Consider the following 22068-nt stretch of genomic DNA (forward strand, 5'->3'; position numbering starts at 1 on the left):
CAGCGGGGGCAGCGGCGGCCCGGAGGGCCACGCCGTCCCGACCGTCGGGGAGGGCGGCGGGGGAGCGGCGTACGCCGGCGCCGGGGCCGTCTGCGCGGCCGGGGGCGTGACGGGCTCGGCGGCCCGGCCGCAGCTGCTGCAGAACCGCTGGCCGACATCGAGGGGTGCACCGCAGTGCACGCAGTAGCGCATGACCGCCGACCCTAGGGCAGGACCGGGACCGTGCGGAGAATCTGCTGTCGGCGAACAGAGGCCGAGAACGCGTGGCTCGGGCCGGTTCGAGGGCTAGCCTCGCCTCCGTGAGCCTGAATCCCGAGACCACCGCACCCCAGATGAATGGGGCGGCGGGCATGAGCTTCCTCGACGACAACATCTACAGCCGGCTGCTGCGCGAGCGGATCGTGTTCCTCGGCTCCGAGGTGCGCGACCAGAACGCCAACGCGATCTGCGCCCAGCTGCTGCTGCTCTCGGCCGAGGACCCCGAGGCCGACATCTTCCTGCACATCAACAGCCCGGGTGGCTCCGTCGACGCCGGCATGGCGATCTACGACACCATGAACTACATCCCCAACGACGTCGCGACGGTCGGCATGGGCCTGGCCGCGTCGATGGGCCAGTTCCTGCTGTGCGCCGGCGCCAAGGGCAAGCGCTACGCGCTGCCGCACGCGCGGATCATGATGCACCAGCCGTCCTCCGGCATGGGCGGCTCGGCCTCGGACATCAAGATCCAGGCCCAGCAGTCGCTGCACATCAAGAAGGTGCTGCTCGAGCTCATCGCCGACCACACCGGCCAGAGCGTGCAGCAGGTCACCGACGACGCCGATCGCGACCGCTGGTTCACCGCCCAGGAGGCGCTCGAGTACGGCCTGGTCGACAAGGTCATCGCCAGCGCCAAGGAAGCCACCAGCGAGGGCCGCCCGGCCCACAAGAAGGACTGAGGACGATGAACTACTACATCCCGCAGTGGGAGGAGCGTACGTCGTACGGCTTCCGCCGGATCGACCCCTACGCCAAGCTGTTCGAGGACCGGATCATCTACCTCGGCACCCCCATCTCCGACGACGTCGCCAACGCCGTCATCGCCCAGCTGCTGTGCCTGCAGTCGATGAACCCCGACCAGGACATCAGCATCTACATCAACAGCCCCGGTGGGTCCTTCACCGCGCTGACCGCGATCTACGACACGATCCAGTTCATCAAGCCGGACGTGCAGACCGTGTGCATCGGCCAGGCGGCCTCCGCGGCGGCGATCCTGCTCGCGGCCGGCACCCACGGCAAGCGGCTCGCACTGCCCAACAGCCGGATCCTGATCCACCAGCCCTACACCGAGGGCACCTTCGGCCAGACCTCCGACATCGAGATCCAGGCCAACGAGATCCTGCGGATGCGCGAGCTGCTCGAGCGGATGATCAGCGACCACTCCGGCAAGTCGGTCGAGGAGGTCAGCCGCGACATCGAGCGGGACAAGATCCTGACCTCGCAGCAGGCGGTCGAGTACGGCCTGATCGACTCGATCCTCGAGTCGCTCAAGCAGACCCCCGCACTCACCTGACCAGAACTCCACAAGCCGGTCCCCGACCGGCCGATCAGAACACGAACGAGCGTCTCGACGTACTCCCGTGTCACGCTCCCCAGCGGGGGCGGCACGGGGTACCGTCGGGGAGTTCACACCCAAGGAGGACCGCCCGTGGCTCGCATCGGTGACGGAGGCGACCTGCTCAAGTGCTCTTTCTGCGGAAAGAGCCAGAAGCAGGTCAAGAAGCTGATTGCCGGCCCCGGCGTCTACATCTGCGACGAGTGCATCGATCTCTGCAACGAGATCATCGAGGAGGAGCTCGCCGAGGGCACCGACGTCGAGCTCGCCGAGCTGCCGAAGCCGAAGGAGATCTTCGAGTTCCTCAACTCCTACGTCATCGGGCAGGAGCAGGCGAAGAAGACCCTCGCGGTCGCGGTCTACAACCACTACAAGCGGGTGCAGGCGGGTGTCTCGCCGGTCAGCGGCAAGCACTCCAAGGACGAGGTCGTCGAGGTCGCCAAGTCCAACATCCTCGTCATCGGGCCCACCGGCTGCGGCAAGACCTACCTCGCCCAGACCCTGGCCCGGATGCTCAACGTCCCGTTCGCGATCGCCGACGCCACGGCGCTGACCGAGGCCGGCTACGTCGGCGAGGACGTCGAGAACATCCTGCTCAAGCTGATCCAGGCCGCCGACTACGACGTCAAGAAGGCCGAGACCGGCATCATCTACATCGACGAGATCGACAAGGTGGCCCGCAAGGCCGAGAACCCCTCGATCACGCGCGACGTGTCCGGTGAGGGCGTGCAGCAGGCCCTGCTGAAGATCATCGAGGGCACCACCGCCTCGGTGCCGCCGCAGGGTGGCCGCAAGCACCCGCACCAGGAGTTCATCCAGATCGACACCACGAACATCCTGTTCGTGGTCGGCGGCGCCTTCGCCGGCCTGGAGCACATCATCGAGCAGCGGGTCGGCAAGAAGACCCTCGGCTTCACCGCCGAGGTCCACGGCCAGGCCGAGAAGGACGCCGAGGACCTGCTGTCCCACGTGCGTCCCGAGGACCTCACCAAGTTCGGCCTGATCCCCGAGTTCATCGGCCGGCTCCCGATGATCGCCAGCGTCAACAAGCTGGACCGCGCCGCGCTGGTCCAGATCCTGACCGAGCCGCGCAACGCCCTCGTGAAGCAGTACCAGAAGCTCTTCGAGCTCGACGGCGTCGAGCTCGAGTTCAGCGACGAGGCCATCGACGCGATCGCCGACAAGGCGCTGGAGCGCAAGACCGGTGCCCGAGGCCTGCGCGCCATCATCGAGGAGACCCTGCTCTACTCGATGTACGACGTGCCCTCCCGCGGCGACGTGGAGAAGGTCATCGTGACCCGCGAGGTCGTCGACGAGGAGGCCGAGCCCACGCTGGTCCTCCGCAAGCCCAAGAAGAAGTCGGCGTGATTTCTGCGCGAGCGCGTCGCCGCTGATCGGCGCCTCGCCTCACCTGGTTGCCTCGGCTCCTCCGGTCGCTCGTTCCTCGCTCCCTCCGTCGCCTCGTCACCCAGGCTCGGCAACCCGCGCCGGCGGCGCCGCGCTGCCGCGCGCGCGGTTGGCTCGCGTAGGTCCAGCCTTGGTCTGGCGGCAAGACGCTCGTAGGCGCGAGTGCGTCGCCGCTGATCGGCGCCTTGCCTCACCCGGGCGACCCGCTCGCTCCGGTCGCTGGCGCTCCCTACGCTCCCGTGTCGACCGTGCTCGGCAACCGGCGCCGGCGGCGCCGCGCTGCCGCGCGCGCGGTTGTCTCGCGTAGGTCCAGCCTTGGTCTGGCGGCAAGACGCTCGTAGGCGCGAGTGCGTAGGTCCCGCCTTGGTCTGGCGGCAAGACGCTCGTAGGCGCGAGCGTGTCGCCGCTCATCGACGCCTGGCCCGTCAGTGGGTGGTGACCCAGCGGTACGGCGACCAGCCCGTCGCGTTCAGGCCACCGCCGGCGACCTCGACGTACACCCGCCGGGTGCCCGTCCAGCGGGCCCGTCCGACGAGGCGGTACCGACCGTCGGCGTCGACGCGGCCGGTGGCCAGCAGCACCGGCGTGGGCAGGTTCGGGACGTAGCCGCCGCGGGCGGTCTGCCCCTGGTAGAGGCTGACCAGCCGGCCGACGCGGTGAGGGCCGGTGCGGCCGTGCGCGATGACCCGGCCGCCGCGCGGAACGTCGCGCGAGGTCAGCCACAGGCTCACCCGCGGGCCGACCGGGACCTGGACCTCCTGGCTCGTCGACGGCAGGTGGGTGGCGTCGCCGGGGAAGAAGAACTGGTAGCTGAAGCTGTAGCGCGGGTGGAACGGCGACCCGGAGACGTAGCCGCCGGAGTCGGTGGTCAGCGTCGCCACGGTTCGGTAGGCCGTCTCGGCGGCGGGCATCACCTGGACCTGCAACGGCTCATCGGGTATCCCGGACGGCGGCTGGGTCGTGGTCTGCAACCCGCCGCTCATCCAGTAGGGATCGCCTGCGACGGCGATCGGCCCGTCCACGACGACGGAGACGTACGCCGTCGTGGGACTGCTCGGCTCGACCGTCGTCGCATGGGCGGGCGCGGTCGCCAGCCCGGCGCTCAGCAGCACGACCGCAGTCGCGGCCGTGGGGAACCTCCACGGTGTGCTCATGCGCCGACGGTAGGGCCTCGCCGGGCCGCCCGGAGGCGGATCCGGCGAAGGTAAGGATCAGCCCTCGGCAGGGGCGTCCGCGGGTGCGTCCTCCGGGGCGATCTCGGCGGTGACGGTGAGCTCGGTGGCGTCCACGGCGACCGTGAAGACCAGGTCGCCGACCACGTTGCCGGCGCGACCCAGGTCGCTCGCGGCGGCCTCGGCGTCCTTGACCAGCTTGGCGGGGCCGGTGATCTCGACCTTGGCCAGCGGGGCACGCATCTTGACCTTCGCCTGCGACTTGGCGCCGCGGATGCCCGACAGCGCGGCGGCGACCGCGTCGATCGCGTGGCCGTCGGCGGCCGCGGCGGAGCCGAGCTCGGTGGTCGTCGGCCAGGCGGCGAGGTGGACCGACCCCGGCTGCCACCAGGACCAGACCTCCTCGGTGACGTAGGGCAGGAACGGCGCGAGCAGCCGCAGCTGGACCTGGAGGGCGAAGGCCAGCGTCGCGCGGGCGGAATCCGAGGCGAGGCCGCCGTCGGCGTCGTACGCGCGCTCCTTGACCAGCTCGACGTAGTCGTCGCAGAACTCCCAGAAGAACTTCTCGGTGACCTCGAGCGCGGTGGTGTAGTCGTAGGCCTCGAACGCGTCGGTCGCGCGGCGGATCACGCCTGCCAGGCGGCCGATCAGCGCGACGTCGACCGGCTCGCTGATCGTCGCGGGGGAGTACGTCGAGGCACCGACCCGGCCGAGCACGAAGTTGGACGCGTTGAGGACCTTCATGGCCAGCCGGCGGCCGACCTTCATCTGGGTCTCGTCGAAGGGCGAGTCCAGACCGGGGCGGGCCATCGCGGCACGCCACCGGACCGCGTCGGCGCCGAACTTGTCGAGGATCTCGGTCGGGACGACCACGTTGCCCTTGGACTTCGACATCTTCTTGCGGTCCGGGTCCAGGATCCAGCCCGAGAGCATGGCGTGCGACCACGGGACCGCGCCGTTCTCCAGGTGGGAGCGGACGACCCGGCTGAACAGCCAGGTGCGGATGATGTCGTGGCCCTGGGTGCACAGGTCCATCGGGAAGACGCGCTCGAAGAGCTCGTCGTCGTGGCCCCAGCCGCCCGCGATCTGCGGGGTGAGCGACGACGTCGCCCAGGTGTCCATGACGTCCGGGTCGCCGATGAACCCGCCCGGCTTGCCGCGCTGCTCCTCGGTGTAGCCGGCCGGGGCGGCCGTCGAGGGGTCGACGGGCAGCTGGTCCTCGGTCGGGAGCAGCAGCCGGCTGTAGTCCGGCTCGCCCTCGGCGTCGAGGGGGTACCAGACCGGGAAGGGGATGCCGAAGTAGCGCTGGCGGCTGATCAACCAGTCGCCGTTGAGGCCGCCCACCCAGTTGTCGTAGCGGTGGTGCATGTGGTCGGGCAGCCAGGTGATCGAGCGGCCGTCAGCGAGCAGGGCGTCGCGCAGGTCGGCGTCACGGCCGCCGTTGCGGATGTACCACTGTCGGGTCGAGACGATCTCCAGCGGCTTGTCGCCGCGCTCGTAGAAGTTCGCCATCCGCTCGGTCGGCTTGGGCTCGCCGTCCAGGTCGCCGCTCTCGCGGAGCTTGGCGACCACGGCCTCCCGGGCGGAGTGCACGGTGAGCCCCTTGAGGTCCTCGTACGCCGCCGCGGCGGCCTCGGAGGCCAGCCACTCCGGGGTGTCGCGCAGGAAGCGGCCGTCGCGCCCGATGACGGTGCGGACCGGCAGCTGCAGCTCGCGCCACCACTGCACGTCGGTGAGGTCACCGAAGGTGCAGCACATCGCGATGCCGGCGCCCTTGTCCATCTCGGCGGCCGGGTGGGGGAGGACGGGGATCTCCACGCCGAACACCGGCGAGGCGACGGTCGTGCCGAACAGCGGCTGGTAGCGCTCGTCGTCGGGGTGGGCGATCAGCGCCACGGCGCTCGGGATCAGCTCGGGTCGCGTCGTCTCGACGTACACCTTGGAGCCGTCGGGGCGGTGGTAGCCGACCCGGTGGTACGCGCCGGGGTAGGACTTCGCCTCGAGCTCGGCCTGCGCGACCGCGGTCTGGAAGGTGACGTCCCACAGGGTCGGCGCCTCCTGCAGGTAGGCCTCGCCGCGGGAGAGGTTGCGCAGGAAGGCACGCTGCGACACGGCCTGGGCCTTGGTGCCGATCGTCGTGTACTGCAGGTCCCAGTCGTAGGACATGCCGAGGGTGCGCCACAGCGACTCGAAGACCTTCTCGTCCTCGACCACCAGCTGGTTGCACAGCTCGATGAAGTTCGGCCGCGAGATCGGGACCTGCTTCTTCGGGTCCGGGTTCTGCGGCGGCTCGAAGGAGGCGTCGTAGGGCAGCGAGGGATCGCAGCGCACGCCGAAGTAGTTCTGCACCCGGCGCTCGGTGGGCAGGCCGTTGTCGTCCCAGCCGATCGGGAAGAACACCGACCTGCCGTTCATCCGCTGGTAGCGGGCGATCAGGTCGGGGTGGGTGTAGGAGAAGACGTGGCCCACGTGCAGCGAGCCGGAGACCGTCGGCGGGGGAGTGTCGATGGCGTAGACGTTCTCGCGCGGCTGGGTCCGGTCGAAGCGGTACGTCGCGTCGGCCTTCCAGCGCGCCGCCCACTTCTCCTCCAGGCCCTCCAGGGCCGGCTTCTCGGGTACCGTCACGGTCGGGCTGCTCGCCGCCGTGGTCTCCGGTGCCGGGGTCTCCTGGGTGTCGCTCATGGGCACAAATCCTAGGGTCACCGGCCGTCCGCGCTGAATCCGCACCGGATCGGCGGCGGATCGTGATTGCCCGGTCTGGTTAACCTCGGTGGATGCGTCGGACCCTGATCGCCCTCGCCCTGACCCTCGTGACCGCCCTCGGTGGCGCGCTGGCAGCCCCCTCGGCGTACGCCGCGACCGGGCCGACGTCGGTCAGCCTGCAGGGTCGTGGCTACGGTCACGGCCACGGGATGTCGCAGTACGGCGCCCAGGGCCGAGCCGCCGCGGGGATGACCACCCGGCAGATCATGGGCTTCTACTACCCGGGCACGTCCTGGGGCAGGGCCACCGGCGGCGTGGCGGTGTGGATCACCGAGGACACCACCGCGGACCTCGTGGTCGCGAACCGGACCGGGCTCACCCTGAAGGCGCTGACCTCGCAGCGGACCTGGAGCCTGAAGCGCTCCGGTGCCCGCCGCTGGAAGCTGGTCCCGGTCCACGGCGGCGCCGACACCCGGCTGATGGTGCTCACCTCCACTTGGCAGACGGTCCGCACGGTCGTCGGCACGGCCCAGTTCGCGGCCGGCGGCGCGCCGATGCGGCTCTACTACCCGGGCGGATCGCGCACCTACCGCGGGGTGCTGCGGTCGGCCGGCGGCGCGACCCGCTCCACGGTCAACGTCGTGTCGCTGGAGACCTACCTGCGCGGGGTCGTGCCGCAGGAGATGCCGGCGCTGTGGAAGCCGGCCGCGGTCCGGTCGCAGGCCGTCGCGGCGCGCACCTACGCGGCGTACGAGCGCGCGAGCAGCACGAACCCCGACTACCAGATCTGCGACACCTCGCACTGCCAGGTGTACGCCGGCGCCTCGGCCGAGCACCCCGCGTCGGACGCGGCGATCAAGGCGACCGCCGGCCAGGTGCTCACCTATGGCGGGAAGCCGGCGTTCACCCAGTTCTCGGCGAGCAACGGCGGCTACTCCGTGGCCGTCGACGGCGTCCCCTACCTGCAGGCGCACCCGGACACCTACGACAGCTACGGGTGGAGCGCCACGCTGCAGGCCACGGCGATCCAGGCGGCGGTCCAGAGCTGGTACGGCGTCGACATCGGCACCTTCCAGCGCCTCGTCGTGGTCTCGCGTGACGGCAACGGCGCCTGGGGCGGGCGCGTGACCTCGCTGCAGATCGTCGGCAGCACCACGTCGAAGACCGTCTCGGGCGAGGCGTTCCGGTCGATGATGGGCCTGAAGTCCACCCTGTTCCACCAGGTGTGACGCATCGGCGGGTGACGTCGGGCCGAGGAGATCGTTGACGGGACATGCGCCCCCAGATCGCACTGCTGCTCGCCGCCCCCGCGCTCGCCGCGGTGGTCACCTCGCCGGCCCACGCGGCCACGCCGTACTGCCACGGCAAGCCGGCGACGTACGTCGGCACGGCCGGCCGCGACGTGGTCAACGGCACCTCCACGCCCGGCGTCTACGTGCTCGGCGGCGGCAACGACGTCTTCCACGGCCACCTGGCCACGAACCTCCTCGGAGGTACTGCCGTCGGTGACCTGGTCTGCGGCGGGAGCGGCAGGGATCGGCTGATCGGCAGCGCGCAGACCGGCTACCGCGACGTCCTCGACGGAGGCGCCGACCGCGACGCGCTCAACGGCCACGGCGGGCCGGACAGCATCATCGGCGGCAAGGGCAACGACACCCTCGCGGACGCGGCTGGCGACGAGCACTTCTACGGGGGCAGCGGCACCGACCTGCTGAGCTACGTGCTCTCGCCGAGCGCGGTGAGCGTCGACGGCGCGACCCGGACGGTGACCGGCGACGGCACCGATGTCTACCGCGGTGTGGAGCGGGTCGTGGGCAGCCCGTACGCCGACACGATGACCGGCGGCGACGAGGCGGACTGGTTCAGCGGCGGCGGCGGGGCCGACGTGCTGACCGGCGGAGGCGGCAACGACGTGCTGACCGGACGCGGCGCCACGATCACCGGCGGGGCCGGCGACGACGCGCTGTGGGTCTTCGGCGGCACCGGGACCGGCGGCGCCGGCGACGACAGCATCACCGCCGGCCGCGGAGCGGTCGTGCACGGCAACGGCGGGCGCGACCTGGTCCAGCTGGCGTCCGGAGGCGCGACGGCGTACGGCGATGCCGGTGTGGACACCTTCGGCGTGCGCTCGCAGAAGTCGACCGGCCAGGTCTACGGCGGCGACGACATCAACCAGCTCTCCTTCCGCGGGCTGAAGGTCGCGGTGCGGGTCGACCTCGCCGCCGGGACCGCGAGCTTCGGCACCCACGCGATCGGCGTCCACCAGATCACCGTGGTCCACGGGACCGCGCACGCGGACTGGATCGCCGGCACCGCCAAGCCGGACTACCTCGACGGCGGTGCGGGCGCCGACACGCTGCTCGGCCGCGGCGGGAACGACCTGCTGCTCGGCGGGGCCGGGCGCGACCTCGGCGACGGTGGCGGCGGCGCCGACATCTGCGGCACCGAGATCAAGCGGCGCTGCGAGGCCTGAGTCAGGCGTACGGCGCCCGCGCGGCCAGGACCGCCTCGTAGACGTCGCGGGGGAGCGCGGCGCCCTCCCGGCGTACCGCATCGGCGCGGAGCGCGACCAGGCGGTTGAGCCGGACCTCGCTGGCCCGGTGCTGCGGGTCCCAGGCGCCGGTGCCGACGTCCATCCAGAACCGCCCGGCACGGGCCTCCTGGGCGGCGTCGCGGTCGTGGTCCTTGCTGGTCAGCACCAGGCAGTGCAGGAGGGTGCTGCCGTCCGGAGCGGTCTCCGAGCCGATCACCAGCACCGGACGGTCCTTGCCCCGGGTCGGGTCGTCCTCGTACGGCACCCAGCCCCAGCAGACCTCGCCCGGGTCCGGGCGGCCATCGGGGTGCGGTGCGTAGCTGCCGTCCGGGATGCTCACGGGACTCAGCCTGCCAGGAACTCGTCGAGCAGGCCGGGAGTGGCCGCGCGGGCGAGCGCGACGGCGTCGGCCGTGGGGACGTCGTACACCTCGATCCGGCCGTCGCCGCCGGCGGTCGTCGCGGTGACGGTGACGAGGTCGCCCCGGCGCTGGAACCAGGTCGCGCGCAGGGTCCAGCCGATGATGTGGCCGTCGCCGAGGATCGACCGGTGGCGGGCGATCGACCCGGACCGCATCACCACGTGCCCGGCGAGGTGGGCGTGGCCCAGGCCGCGCGCCCGGTCGGCGGCCAGGAGGAGGGCGGCGGCCATGACCACGACGGCGACGGCGCCGAGGGCGAGGGGCGCGCCGCCCGCGATCGCGACGACGATGCCGAGCACGACCGGCGCGGCTCCCAGGAGCGCCCGGGTGTAGCGCCGGGTGGCCGCCCGGCGCCCGTGCGGGCGCAGGGCGCCGGTGAGCGGGACCTCGGAGCCGAGGACGGCCGCCGCGGCCGCCAGGGTGGTACGCCGGGGGGTCGGCGGCATGAGGACCGTGGAGCCGCTCTGGTTCCGCCCGCCCAGGCCGGTCACGATCGCCCGGAGCCGTCGGCCACGCGCGGCGCGCAGCGCGGCGGCCTCGCCGAGACACACGCCGGCGAGACGGGCCTCGTCGATGCTGGTCTCGTGGTGGGTCAGCAGGCCCCGGCTGATGTGCCACGCGCCGCCCTCGCGCGACAGCAGGAACCCGCCGTTGGTGACCAGGTAGCCCGCCACGAACAGGGCGGGCAGGACGATCAGCACGCCCGCCAGGACCAGCGCCACGACGACCGCAGGCGACAGGAACGCGACGTCGTCGCTGCTGAGGTGCAGGTGCACCGAGCTGAGGAAGGGCCCACTCGCGCTGATCACGGCGGCGGCCGCGACCAGCACGGTGCCGGTGAAGGGCGCGTACCAGAGCCAGTGGGCCGAGAAGCTGGCCACGACCGTCGCGTGCTGTGCGGCGGTCGTGTCCTCGTTCGATGCGGCGGAGCCGAGCAGCCGGGTCCGCAGCCGGGCGGCGTCGGCGCGCGGCAGCGAGTCGAGCGTGATCCGGTCGTCGTCGTCCTTCGTCGCGCTGCCGGTGCCGATGACGAGGGTCGCCAGCCCCAGGATCCGGTGGATCGGCGAGGCGGTGAGGTCGACGGTGCGCACCCGGTCCAGCGGGGTCGACAGGGAGTGCCGCTGCAGCAGGCCGTGCCGCAGCTCGACCCGCCCGGCGGTGATCCGGTACGTGGTCGTCAGGTAGCGCACCACACCGAGCGCGACCGGTACGCCGACGCCGATCAGGCCCCACGGGCCGTCGGTCAGCTCGCCGGCCACGACGATGCCGAACAGCACCGGGAGGAACCGGACGACCTCCTTGATCGGGTGCACCAGGAGCATCCGCGGGTCCAGCCGCTGCCAGTCGGTCACGTGGCGTCGCCCTCGACCAGGTCGGCCTTGCGGGTCAGCTCATCGACCAGGCGCAGTGCCACCTCCCGGTCGAGCCCCTCGATCCGGAGCGCCCCGGCGGCCGAGGCGGTGGTCACCGTGACCGTGCTCAGGCCGAACAGCCGGGCCAGCGGCCCCTGGGCCAGGTCGACGGTCTGCACCCGCGACATGGGGGCGATGCGACGCTCACGCGCCCACCACCCGCGCTGGGTGTAGACGGCCGTCGCGGAGACCTCCCAGCGGTGGACCCGGTAGCGCCACACCGGCACGCCGATCGCCTGGGCCACACCGAGCAGCACCACCCCCGCGACGATCGCCCACCCCCACGGGTGGTCGAGCCAGATCGCCACCGCCACGGCCACGGCCACGGCGACCACGACGGCCGCGATCGCGCCCTCCACATGCCACAGCGTCCGCGCTCGGGGGCTGACCCGGTGGGCGGGGTCGCGAAGGTCGGGGCTCACGTCCCGACACTAGACAAGCAACGTGCGACAACGGCCGAGGGGCGCCCCGTCGTACGACGGAGCGCCCCTCGGGTGCGCTGGTGGCTCAGGCGTCCTTGAGCTCGCAGATGACCTCGCCGTTGCTCACGGTGGCGCCGACCTCGGCCTTGAGGCCGGTCACGACGCCGGCCTTGTGGGCCTTGAGCGGCTGCTCCATCTTCATGGCCTCCATGACGACCACGACGTCGCCCTCGGCGACCTGCTGGCCCTCCTCGACGGCGACCTTGACGATGGTGCCCTGCATCGGGCTGGTGACCGAGTCGCCCGACGCGGCCGCGCCGGCCTTCTTGCCGGCCTTGCGGGCCGGCTTCTTCGGCCCGGCCGCGACACCGCCGCCGAGGGCGCCGACGCCGGCGGGCAGGACGACCTCGACCCGCTTGCCGCCGACCTCGACGACGACGGTCTGCCGCTCTCCGGCCTCCTCGGCCGGCTCACCGGCCGCGCCGGCGTACGGGGTGATGGTGTTGTTGAAGTCGGTCTCGATCCACGTGGTGTAGACGTCGAAGGAGCCCTCGCCGGTCGGGTTGGAGGCGCCGACCCACGCGGGGTCGTTGACGATGACCTCGTCGAAGGTGAGCGCGGTCGGCATGCCGTCGACCTCGAACTCCGCGATCGCGCGCCGCGAGCGCTCGATGGCCTGGGTGCGGTCGCGGCCGGTGACGATCAGCTTGGCGATCAGGGAGTCGAACGCGCCCGGGATCGTCTCGCCGTTCTCGTAGCCGCCGTCGACGCGGATGCCCGGGCCCTGCGGCGGGTTCCACTTGGTCAGCGTGCCGGGGGCGGGCATGAAGTTGTTGCCGCCGTCCTCGGCGTTGATCCGGAACTCGATGGAGTGGCCGCGGATCTCGGGGTCGTCGTAGCCGAGCTCCTCGCCGGCGGCGATCCGGAACATCTCGCGGACCAGGTCGATGCCGGTGACCTCCTCGGAGACACAGTGCTCGACCTGGAGGCGGGTGTTGACCTCGAGGAAGGAGATGGTGCCGTCGGCGGCGACGAGGAACTCGCACGTGCCGGCGCCGACGTACTTGGCCTCCTTGAGGATGGCCTTGGACGACTCGTAGAGGCGGGCGTTCTGCTCGTCGGTGAGGAACGGCGCGGGCGCCTCCTCGACCAGCTTCTGGTGGCGGCGCTGCAGCGAGCAGTCGCGGGTGGAGACCACGACGACGTTGCCGTACTGGTCGGCCAGGCACTGGGTCTCGACGTGGCGCGGCTTGTCGAGGAACTTCTCGACCAGGCACTCGCCGCGGCCGAAGGCGCTGATGGCCTCGCGGGTGGCCGACTCGTAGAGCTCGGGGATCTCCTCCAGGGTGCGCGCGACCTTGAGGCCGCGACCGCCGCCGCCGAAGACCGCCTTGATGGCGACCGGCAGGCCGTGCTCCTTGGCGAAGGCGACGATCTCGTCGGCGTCCTTGACCGCGTCCTTGAGGCCGGGGGCGAGCGGGGCGCCGGCGGCGAGCGCGATCTGCTTGGCCTTGGCCTTGTCGCCGAGGCCGTCGATCGCCTCGGGGGAGGGGCCGATCCAGATCAGCCCGGCGTCGATGACGGCCTGGGCGAAGTTGGCGTTCTCGGCGAGGAAGCCGTAGCCGGGGTGGACCGAGTCGGCGCCGGACTGCTTGGCCACGTCGATGATCTTCTCGATCACCAGGTAGGAGTCGGCAGGCGTCGAGCCGTTGAGGGAGTACGCCTCGTCGGCCAGCCGGACGAACAGGGCGTCGCGGTCGGGCTCGGCGTACACGGCCACCGACTTGATGCCGGCGTCCTTGGCCGCACGGATCACTCGGACGGCGATCTCACCACGGTTCGCGATGAGCACCTTCTGCAACGGCTTGATCTCGGGCACGCAACTCTCCTCGTCGTCTCAAGTCCTTGCGGACCGCTGGGCAGTCTAGGACGCACCGGTTCCGGGACCGCGCCGTGTCTCCGTTACTGGTCAGTTATCCGGCAGTGGGCCGCATCACAGCGGCCGTGCCGGCCGATCAGGAACCGGGGCGGTACACCATCAGGAAGACGACGACCGCGTAGATGAGCCCGATGATCCCGCCGGACGCGGCCACCTTGCCGGTCAGGGCCTCGGCGGCACCGCCGGCGCCGATCGCGACGGTGGCCTTCTTCAGCGCCGGGATGGTGACGGCGAAGAGCAGGCCGAGGGATGCCACCCACAGGAGCAGGGAGAGCCAGATCCACAGGTCGCCCATGTCGGCGACGGTCTGGTGCGTGTACGGCGACTTCGACGACATCACTCCCATGCCGAACACCACGACCGCGATCGACGCGTAGCCGTAGATGGTGAGCGTGCGAGCCGCCGACTCGGTCGCGCCGGCATCGGCCTTGCGCAGGCCACGGGACGCCGTGGTCGCCGCGCCGACGAGGGGGCCGATCGCGAAGATCGCGGTGAGCAGGTGCAGGGCGAGCAGGATCTTGAACACGCCCCGAGGGTAGCGCCGGGGTCAGACCGGACTGGTGCCGCCGCCCGAGAGTCCCTTGAGCAGGTCGGCGATGGTGATCGTGCGGAGCCCGAAGTCGGGCGCTGTGGGCACCGTCGTACCGGTCGCCACGGCCTTCAGGCGCGCGACGGCGAACTCGGTGAGTCCCTCCGCGTCCTGGTCTCCCTCGGAGCGCGGCACCATCGACCCGTAGCCGACCATGGCGAGGTTGTTGCCCACCTGCGCGAAGTCCACGCGGAGGTAGAACGGCACGGTGATGGTCTGGCCGTTCGGCCCCGGCAGGGACATCCGGCCCGTCGCGGACAGGTTCAGCTGGTCGTCCGCGCCGTTGCTGACGCTCCGATCGGTGGTGACGGCGAGCTGCAGGTGGGCGCCGCTGTCATCGGTGGTGTCCACGCGCCGACATGTTCGGAGGGCCCTCTCGATCTGGGAGAAGCCGAGCTGGATCTGGGTCGTGGAGCGCTCGCTGTCGACCGAGCTCAGGACGAACGGCATGCTGATCTGCGTCGCGGCCTTGTACTGCGCCTCGCGCTCGGTGGCCGCCGTGCTGTGGTCGTCACCGGCGCCCTCCTGCTTCAGCAGCTTGTCGATGTCGTCGAGACAGCCGAGGTCCGAGCTTCCGTCGCTCTTGTCGTGATCGACCTTGAAGCCGCTGCCCAGGTCGGCCAGCGAGATGACCGCGTTCGCGGCCTGGGCCTTGGTGAGGATCGAGGACGGCCCTGGTGTCGTCGCCGGTGCCGACGAGGTCGCCGCCGATGTCGCCGGGCCTGCCGGGATGTCTCCCCTCGCGCCCATGGAGGTGTTCGTGCCGCAGCCGGCGAGGGCCAGCGCGCTCGTCACGGCGAGGGCGGCGAGCGGGATGCGGCGCAGATGCATGGCGAGGACCTTCCGGAGATGAGCCCTGAGGGTAACCGGGAATTCGATCCGCCGTGGGGTTAACAATCATTAACCTGCGGGGCTAGCATGCAGCCCATGAGCTTTGAGCTGTCGCGTGAGCACGAGGAGTTCCGGCGTACGGTCCGCAGCTTCGCCGAGGCGGAGATTGCACCGCACGTCGCCGAGTGGGACAAGGCGCACCACTTCCCGACCGACGTCGTGCAGAAGATGGGCGACCTGGGCCTGTTCGGGCTCACCGCGCCGGAGGAGTACGGCGGCGCCGGGATCGATCCCGAGGACGGCCCGTTCACCTCCCTGTGCCTGGCCATCGAGGAGCTCGGCCGTGTCGACCAGTCGATGGGCATCACCCTGGAGGCGGGCGTCGGTCTCGGCATCAACCCGATCCTCACCTACGGAACCGACGCGCAGCGGGCCGAGTGGCTGCCCGACCTGGTCAGCGGGCAGATGCTCGCGGGCTTCGGGCTCACCGAGCCGGGCGCGGGCTCGGACGCCGGCGCGACCCGGACCAAGGCCGAGACCGACCCCGCCAGCGGGGACTGGGTCGTCAACGGCGCCAAGCAGTTCATCACCAACTCCGGCTCCTCGATCACCAAGCTGGTCACCGTCACGGCGCGCACCGGCGTCCGCGACAACGGCAGCGCCGAGATCTCCACGATCGTGATCCCGACGGGGACGCCCGGGTTCACCGCGGAGCCGGCGTACGAGAAGCTCGGGTGGCACATCTCCGACACCCACCCGCTCACCTTCGTCGACTGTCACGTCCCCGCGGGCAACCTGCTGGGGGAGCGGGGCCGCGGGTACGCGCAGTTCCTGGCCACGCTCGACGACGGGCGGGTCGCCATCGCCGCGCTCGCGGTCGGCCTCATCCAGGCCTGCGTCGACCTGTGCGTCACCTACGCGCTCGAGCGGCAGACGATGGGCGGGCCGATCGGACGCAAGCAGGGTGTCGCGTTCCAGATCGCCGACCTGGAGGTCAAGCTGCACGCTTCGCGGATGCTCACCTACCGCGCGGCCGCGATGAAGGACGCCATGCTGGGCGGCCGCGGCCCCTCGGTCAAGGACTTCAAGCAGGCCGCGTCGGTCGCGAAGCTGTTCACCTCCGAGGCCGCCATGGACGCCACGCGCATCGCCACCCAGGTGTTCGGCGGCTACGGCTTCATGGAGGAGTACGCCGTGGCGCGCTTCTACCGCGACGCCAAGATCCTGGAGATCGGGGAGGGCACCTCGGAGGTCCAGCGGATGCTGATCGCGCGGGGACTCGGCCTGCCCGTCGAGTAGCGTGCGCGTGTGCCCACCGTGACACCGTTCGTCCTGGCGTCGGCCTCCCCGGCGCGCCTGACCACCCTGCGCAACGCCGGCCTCGACCCCGCGGTCATCGTGTCCGGGGTCGACGAGGACCAGGTCGACGGGCTGCCTCCGGAGGACCTCGCGCTCCGGCTCGCCGAGCTCAAGTGCGAGGCGGTCGCCGGCCGTGCGGAGGTGCCCGCGGGGGCATTGGTGCTCGGGTGCGACTCGGTGCTCGAGCTCGACGGCGCGGCGCTCGGCAAGCCCGCCGACGCGACGGAGGCGGTGGCGCGCTGGCAGGCGATGCGCGGCCGCAGCGGCGTACTGCGGACCGGGCACTGCCTGACCGACACCGCGACGGGCACCACGGTCGCCGCGACCGCGTCCACGACGGTGCACTTCGCGGACGTGACCGATGCGGAGATCACGGCGTACGTCGCCACGCGTGAGCCCCTGTACGTCGCCGGTGCGTTCACCGTCGACGGACTCGGCGGCGGCTTCGTCACCCGGATCGAGGGTGACCACCACAACGTGGTCGGGGTGAGCCTGCCGTTGCTGCGCGACCTGGTGCGCCGGCTGGGACACGAATGGACGGCCCTGTGGGCGGACCACGCCTGATCGGCCTGATCGCGGTCGTCTCTCTCGGGCTGGCGCTGGCGGGTGCGGTCGCGCCGGTCGCGGCCGCTCCGCACGCGCCGACGACCGCGTTGGCCGGCGAGGTGGTCGCCGCGGCGACGGCTCCGCGGCAGGCGCCGCAGGTCGGCACCGGCCGCTTCGTGACGAGGATGGCCGCGCATCCGACGTACCTCCGGATCGAGCGGGCGCGGCCCGGCACCACGCTGCACGTCGGCGCCCAGCTGGTCGGGCGGGGAGGCTCGATCGGTGAGGGCTTCGACGTGGAGGTCGGGACCGAGCCGGACCGGGACGACTGCGGCTCGGCCGTCGCGTTCCGGCCGACGCTGGGGGAGGGCGCGCCCGTGCTGTACGCCGCCACGTCCACCTGGACCTCGGTCGACGACCACCCGTGCGCGACCGACACGACGCTCTACCTGACGATCCGCGCCCCGACCGATCGTCAGGACGTGGGGCGCGCGCTACAGCTGCGGATCTACGAGGAGCCGCCGGTCAGCGACAGCAGCCTCTCGCTGCTCACCACGCCGAGCCCGGAGGAGTGGACCGAGCTGTCGCCGGCGCTCGCCACGGCCGTGCGGCCGGCGCACGTCGTCGACGCCGCCCCCGTGCTGACCGACGGCACGTACGCCGTCACGCTCCGGCCGGGCCAGGACGACTTCCTCGCCGTACCCGTCGACTGGGGTCAGACGGTCCGGGTCCAGCTGGACGCCCAGCTCCCGGCCTCGGTCGACCCGGCCGACACCGGGATCGGCCTGCACCTGCTGGGGCCGTTGCTCGATCCCGCCGACACCGGGGATCTCGGGACCGACCCGGCGTTCGGCGCGACCCGCGATCGTCGGGCCTACCGAACGGGCGTGATGACCGAGACGATCGCCTACCTCAACCGCGAGTCGGTCAACCCGGCCGTGAACGGGGCCGACCTGGCCGGCGTCCACTACATCACCGTCAGCTACGTGCCCACGGCCGCGAAGGCCGCTCCGCTGCCGGTGCGCCTCACCGTGCAGATCCGCCCCGGCGACAGCACCGCGCCGCTCTACACCGAGGTCGCGGGCGCGCCGGCGCCGGTCGCCGACTCGCGTCTGGTGGACGGCTCGCTGACCGATCGGCCCGCGCCGTCGTCGGGATCGGGAGCCGCCTCGCGCCCCGCCATCAGCGAGGACCGGTCGTTCCCGTGGCTCTCCATCGCGGCCGTCCTCGGCGGGATCGTGGTCGTCGGAGGCCTGATCGACCTGCTCATCCAGGTGCGGCGGCGCCGGCGGGAGCGGTACCGGGGTCGACACCGCTGAGTCCGGTCGGCAGGCGAGCGGTCAGCACGTCGGACGCTCCGCTCAGGGCGGCGACGACCTCCGGTACGACGCTCGCATAGATCTCGGGATAGTCCCGCTGCCCCGCCGACTCGTCGATGTCGTAGGCGAGCCGTTCTCCGGTGATGGAGAACCGGGCATCGATGCCGGGTCGGTTGCCCCGAGGATCCTGGCGGTGCCACGCGGACCCGAGGTGGACCGCGACGAGGCCGTGGAGGAAGAAGCCGTCCTCGCTGCTGCCGACGCGCTGGTAGCAGAGGCCGGCGGGGATGCCCTCGCTCCGCAGGAGCGCGGCGACCAGGACGGACTTGGCATAGCAGAGGCCGACGCGCTCGCGCAGCACCTCGCTCGCCGCCAGGGTCACTCGCGGATCGCCGGCGTCGAAGGAGTGCGCGACGTTGTCGCGCACCCAGTCGAAGGCCGCGCGAGCGAACTCCTCGTCCTGCCCGTGCCGGGCACGAAGGTCGCCGGCGAGCGCGCGGACATCGGGGTGGTCAGCCTCGATGAGGTCGTCGGCCGCCAGGTAGGCCGCCGGATCGGAGTGGCTGCGGAAGGACGGCGACGGCACGGCTGGCACAGTACGCCGGCTTGCCTCCCAGCTGTGGGCCGGTGGGGCGGCCGCACCCTAGCTCGTCGTCACCCGCCGTCAAGGACGCCTTCGGCGCCGCTGCGCGGTGCCTTCGGCCTCCTTGACCGCGGGTCCCGGACGACGAGCTGGACGGCGCGACAACGGCACGTGCTTCGCCCGCGCCGCCGCTTCGCGGCCGCCACCGGGGTGGGTGTCGCGGTGCTACGGACTAGGGGCCAGGGCGGCTCAGCGCTCGCAGGCGGTCCCGTCGCGGTCGCGGTCGAGGTTCCGGTAGTTCTCCCAGTAGACGGCACGGGCACGCGGGCCGGAGGCCGGGCGGCCGTAGCCCTGGTTGACCTGGCGCTGCGCAGCGGCGGCCGACTTGGCGACGCCGTGCGGCCAGACGTGGGCCAGCTTGGTGCAGGAGGAGTACGACGTCGCGGCGTCGGCCTGGCCGGACACGGAGACGAGGGAGACGGAGACGGTGGCCGCGGCGATGACGGCTGCGATGCGTGGGGACATGGCGGGACCGTAGGAGGGTCCTCGAGGAGCGCGGGCAGGAATGGTGGGAATCGGGACTCTGTCCCGGCCTACGTCCTTCGGTGGAACCGGTAGTCGCCGGTGGCGAGCTGGGCCATGTCGTAGCGGGTGTCGTGGGCTCGGTGGTGATGGTGGGAGCAGAGCAGTACGCCGTCGGCGAGATCGGTCCTCCCGCCCTCGGACCAGGGCTTCAGATGATGGGCCTCGCACCAGGCTGCGGGGATCGAGCAGCCCTCGGCGCGGCATCTGCGGTCTCTCAGGCGCATGGCTTTGCGTTGGGGCGGTTGGAACAGTCGGCGGGCTCTGCCGAGGTCGAGGGGTTCAGAGGTGCCGCCGAGGACGACGGGGATGATCTTCGCGGTGCACGCCAGCCGGCGGGCCTCCGAGGCGGAGATGACGGTATCGCCGAGCATCGCCGACCCCAGCTCGCTCAGCAGGCCCTCGAACGGGATGGTGACCATGACGGTGGTCGCGTCCCCTCCGTGGTCGGGGAGCCTGTTGGGGTCGAGCAGTTCGAGGAGTCGGCAGAACACCTCGCCCCTGTTGCGGGATCGGGTTTGGGTGACGCGGGGGGAGTCTTGGGCTTCGAGGTAGGTGAGGGCTCGTTCGGAGACGGAGTCGGGGAGGTCGCAGATCCAGCGGGTGATGCCGTTGCCGCGTTTGCGGATGCGGATGGCGACCTCGTCCCGTGCGGCCTGTTCCTCGCGTTCGAGCTGTTTGCCGAGCTCGGCTTCGGCGACCTCGGGTGCCACGACTTCAAGGATCTTGGTGCCGAGCACCTGAAGGTCCTTCGGGTCATAGATCGCGGCCAGCTCGATCAGGTGCTGCTCTGCTTGCAGGCGGACTGGCTCGTCAACGGCGTCGGAGAGCTTGTCGATAGCGCGGATGATGACCCTCGCCTGGGCCTCGTTCACCCGCGCTTCGCGCATCGCGGCCGCGGTGAGCGGGTGCTGCTCGAGCTCCTCGGCCAGCCGGAGCTGGGCCCGGCCGGCGGAGGAGGTGATGCGGGTGGTGTGGGCGAGCCAGCAGCCGGCGTCACGCGAGCCGTGTTCCTCGGCAACATCACCGGAGGCGGCGAGGACGCGGAGCTCCAGCTCGGCGAGCTGGGCCTTGACCTTGGCCAGGTCGGTCAACAAGTCGGCTTTGTCGCGGGTGCGGAGGTAGTCGGCCGGCATGTCCGCGACTGCCGCGAGGTCGTTCTGAAGAGACCGCGCGCACGCGAGGAGCGGGTGCAAAGACACCGTTCCTGCGACCATGACATGCTCCCCGAGACGGACTGATCAACTACCTTCCATGATACATCTGTTCGAACGTTTTCGGTACCCCGAAATCGAACGAAATCGCAGGTCAGAGCACATCTTTCGGGCGGCCGCGAAGCGGCGGCGCGGGCGGAGCCCGTGCCGTTGTCGCGCCGTCCAGCCGTGCGCCAGGGCCCCGCAGTCAAGGACGGCCGAAGGCCGCCGCGCAGCGGCGCGAACGAAGTGAGCGTCCTTGACGGCGGGAGGCGCACGGCTAAGGTGCGGCCGCCCAGACCGACCCCGGAGGAGGGAGTTGGTTTCGATACGCCCTCGCCTAGCGGCTCGGGCTACTCAACCAACGACGCGCCCCTCACCCCCGCCCCACCTCCAGCCCGAGCCACCCCGCCAGCGACTGGATCTCCGCATCCACGGCGTCACCGATGACGGGATCCCAGGGGTGGTCCTCGTGGATCGCGTTGACCCGCAGCACGCCCGCCTTCCGGTCCGCCTTGGCGTCGAGCTTCCCGACCAGCCGGTCGCCGTGCAGGATCGGGAGGGCGAAGTAGCCCCAGCGACGCTGGGCGGCGGGCTTGTACATCTCCAGGACGTACTCGAAGCCGAAGAGGTCGACAGCCCGATCGCGGTCGTAGACCAGGCGGTCGAAGGGCGACAGGAACGCGCATCGACCCTCGAACGGCTCGTCCAGGGCCGCCAGCGCGTCGGGGTCCACCCGCCAGCTGCCCTCGACCCCCGCGACGGTCGCCTCGACGCCCAAGGGACCGACGGGCGACGGCTCGCCGGGGGAGCGCTGCGGCTTGGCGCGGGCGATGCCGAGGGAGGCCAGCCGGCGCTCGTCGCGCAGCCGCCGCGCCTCCTCAGGAGGTGGCCGGAACAGGTCCGCGGGGTAGACCCGCTCGGCCAGGTCCCACAGCCGGCTCCGGCCCCGCCGGCCGGCGACCGCGACCTCGCCGCGCAGGCACAGCACCTCGAGCATCCGGTTGGCGTTCTTGTCGTCGTTCCACCCGGTCGACGCGTAGGGCACCTCGGGGTCGCTCGGCAGGTCCGTCGCGGCCGTCGGGCCCTCGGCACGCAGCTGCGCGAGCAGCCGCTCCCGGTAGCGCGGGTTCGCCTCGATCCAGCTCGTCGTGTTGCGGTGGATCCACTCGTCGGCCACGGCGAGGTGGATGCCGATGTCGTCCATCGTCCGGATGAACGTCACGTGCTCGGTCAGCGAGCGCTCGGTCTCGAGCGCGAACACCAGGTCCGAGGGGTCGTACGCCGCCCCCAGCCGTGACCACGCCACCAGGTCCGCGCTGCGCACGATCGCGGTGGTCGGGTCGATCTGGACCAGGGTGAGCTGGTCGACGATCTCGACCAGCGAGAGCGGCCGGTAGGCGTCCAGCAGCTGGGCCCGGACCGCGATCCGCCGGGCCTGCTCCGCGCTGAGCTCGATCACC

21 protein-coding genes are annotated in these 22068 nt (G+C 71.6%); 8 read left to right on the plus strand and 13 right to left on the minus strand.

The features are described from left to right. The coding region (locus ACYU8V_RS14925) for a zinc ribbon domain-containing protein (RefSeq protein WP_460848460.1) at positions 1–192 on the minus strand (192 nt) is incomplete at its 3' end. Positions 193–332: 140 nt separating this feature from the next. On the opposite strand from ACYU8V_RS14925, the gene ACYU8V_RS14930 reads away from it, so the two are divergent. The 3 genes from ACYU8V_RS14930 to clpX all read left to right on the plus strand — a co-directional run bounded on the left by ACYU8V_RS14930 (position 333) and on the right by clpX (position 2962). Further along, positions 333–938 (plus strand): ATP-dependent Clp protease proteolytic subunit, encoded by a 606-nt coding sequence (locus ACYU8V_RS14930; protein ID WP_460848544.1) that lies wholly within the window; start codon positions 333–335, stop codon positions 936–938. A 5-nt stretch (positions 939–943) separates the two neighbouring features. Further along, on the plus strand, positions 944–1552 hold the full coding sequence (locus ACYU8V_RS14935) for an ATP-dependent Clp protease proteolytic subunit (protein WP_460848462.1): 609 nt from the start codon (positions 944–946) through the stop codon (positions 1550–1552). A gap of 135 nt (positions 1553–1687) precedes the next feature. Then, on the plus strand, positions 1688–2962 hold the full coding sequence (clpX, locus tag ACYU8V_RS14940; protein WP_460848463.1) for an ATP-dependent Clp protease ATP-binding subunit ClpX: 1275 nt from the start codon (positions 1688–1690) through the stop codon (positions 2960–2962). Between the two features lie 464 nt (positions 2963–3426). Here clpX and ACYU8V_RS14945 read toward each other — a convergent pair whose 3' ends face one another. Beyond that, positions 3427–4155: a hypothetical protein gene (locus tag ACYU8V_RS14945; protein WP_460848464.1), complete on the minus strand. Its 729-nt coding sequence runs from the start codon at positions 4153–4155 to the stop codon at positions 3427–3429. Positions 4156–4212: 57 nt separating this feature from the next. Next, the gene (valS, locus tag ACYU8V_RS14950) at positions 4213–6855 is read right to left on the minus strand and encodes a valine--tRNA ligase (protein ID WP_460848466.1); all 2643 of its coding nucleotides are present in this window, start codon (positions 6853–6855) and stop codon (positions 4213–4215) included. A gap of 92 nt (positions 6856–6947) precedes the next feature. On the opposite strand from valS, the gene ACYU8V_RS14955 reads away from it, so the two are divergent. Both ACYU8V_RS14955 and ACYU8V_RS14960 read left to right on the plus strand, forming a co-directional pair. After that, complete coding sequence (locus ACYU8V_RS14955; RefSeq protein ID WP_460848467.1) at positions 6948–8105, plus strand: SpoIID/LytB domain-containing protein; 1158 nt, start codon at positions 6948–6950, stop codon at positions 8103–8105. A gap of 44 nt (positions 8106–8149) precedes the next feature. Continuing rightward, positions 8150–9349, plus strand: a complete 1200-nt coding sequence (locus ACYU8V_RS14960; protein ID WP_460848469.1) for a calcium-binding protein — start codon at positions 8150–8152, stop codon at positions 9347–9349. Position 9350: 1 nt separating this feature from the next. On the opposite strand, the gene ACYU8V_RS14965 is transcribed toward ACYU8V_RS14960, so the two are convergent. The 6 genes from ACYU8V_RS14965 to ACYU8V_RS14990 all read right to left on the minus strand — a co-directional run bounded on the left by ACYU8V_RS14965 (position 9351) and on the right by ACYU8V_RS14990 (position 15023). Beyond that, positions 9351–9749, minus strand: a complete 399-nt coding sequence (locus ACYU8V_RS14965) for a type II toxin-antitoxin system PemK/MazF family toxin (RefSeq protein ID WP_460848470.1) — start codon at positions 9747–9749, stop codon at positions 9351–9353. Between the two features lie 5 nt (positions 9750–9754). Then, the gene (locus tag ACYU8V_RS14970) at positions 9755–11182 is read right to left on the minus strand and encodes a PH domain-containing protein (protein WP_460848472.1); all 1428 of its coding nucleotides are present in this window, start codon (positions 11180–11182) and stop codon (positions 9755–9757) included. Next, a complete protein-coding gene (locus ACYU8V_RS14975) occupies positions 11179–11664 on the minus strand; it encodes a PH domain-containing protein (protein ID WP_460848474.1) in 486 nt (161 codons plus the stop codon). Before ACYU8V_RS14975 ends, ACYU8V_RS14970 begins: the two co-directional genes overlap by 4 nt. A gap of 85 nt (positions 11665–11749) precedes the next feature. Beyond that, positions 11750–13543 (minus strand): acetyl/propionyl/methylcrotonyl-CoA carboxylase subunit alpha, encoded by a 1794-nt coding sequence (locus ACYU8V_RS14980; RefSeq protein WP_460848476.1) that lies wholly within the window; start codon positions 13541–13543, stop codon positions 11750–11752. Between the two features lie 136 nt (positions 13544–13679). Further along, positions 13680–14129 (minus strand): hypothetical protein, encoded by a 450-nt coding sequence (locus ACYU8V_RS14985; protein WP_460848477.1) that lies wholly within the window; start codon positions 14127–14129, stop codon positions 13680–13682. Between the two features lie 21 nt (positions 14130–14150). Beyond that, positions 14151–15023, minus strand: a complete 873-nt coding sequence (locus ACYU8V_RS14990) for a hypothetical protein (RefSeq protein ID WP_460848478.1) — start codon at positions 15021–15023, stop codon at positions 14151–14153. 96 nt (positions 15024–15119) lie between these two features. Between ACYU8V_RS14990 and ACYU8V_RS14995 the strand changes: the two genes are divergently transcribed. Genes ACYU8V_RS14995 through ACYU8V_RS15005 form a run of 3 tightly spaced genes read left to right on the plus strand, consistent with a single transcriptional unit; the run spans position 15120 to position 18247 of the window. Beyond that, on the plus strand, positions 15120–16322 hold the full coding sequence (locus tag ACYU8V_RS14995) for an acyl-CoA dehydrogenase family protein (RefSeq protein WP_460848479.1): 1203 nt from the start codon (positions 15120–15122) through the stop codon (positions 16320–16322). An 18-nt stretch (positions 16323–16340) separates the two neighbouring features. After that, the gene (locus ACYU8V_RS15000; protein ID WP_460848545.1) at positions 16341–16946 is read left to right on the plus strand and encodes a Maf family protein; all 606 of its coding nucleotides are present in this window, start codon (positions 16341–16343) and stop codon (positions 16944–16946) included. Then, the gene (locus ACYU8V_RS15005; RefSeq protein WP_460848480.1) at positions 16928–18247 is read left to right on the plus strand and encodes a hypothetical protein; all 1320 of its coding nucleotides are present in this window, start codon (positions 16928–16930) and stop codon (positions 18245–18247) included. The genes ACYU8V_RS15000 and ACYU8V_RS15005 overlap by 19 nt, the downstream gene beginning before the upstream one ends. On the opposite strand, the gene ACYU8V_RS15010 is transcribed toward ACYU8V_RS15005, so the two are convergent. From ACYU8V_RS15010 to ACYU8V_RS15025, 4 genes are all read right to left on the minus strand, one after another. After that, positions 18195–18833, minus strand: a complete 639-nt coding sequence (locus tag ACYU8V_RS15010; RefSeq protein ID WP_460848482.1) for a transglutaminase-like domain-containing protein — start codon at positions 18831–18833, stop codon at positions 18195–18197. The two genes, ACYU8V_RS15005 and ACYU8V_RS15010, sit on opposite strands and share 53 nt — an antisense overlap. Positions 18834–19079: 246 nt before the next feature. After that, positions 19080–19355, minus strand: coding sequence for a hypothetical protein (locus ACYU8V_RS15015; protein ID WP_460848483.1), 276 nt, complete (start codon positions 19353–19355; stop codon positions 19080–19082). A gap of 68 nt (positions 19356–19423) precedes the next feature. Beyond that, positions 19424–20629: an HNH endonuclease signature motif containing protein gene (locus tag ACYU8V_RS15020; protein ID WP_460848485.1), complete on the minus strand. Its 1206-nt coding sequence runs from the start codon at positions 20627–20629 to the stop codon at positions 19424–19426. A gap of 352 nt (positions 20630–20981) precedes the next feature. Further along, complete coding sequence (locus ACYU8V_RS15025; protein WP_460848486.1) at positions 20982–22067, minus strand: DNA glycosylase AlkZ-like family protein; 1086 nt, start codon at positions 22065–22067, stop codon at positions 20982–20984. Position 22068: the final 1 nt, after the last annotated feature.

This window comes from Nocardioides ultimimeridianus (assembly GCF_054777895.1).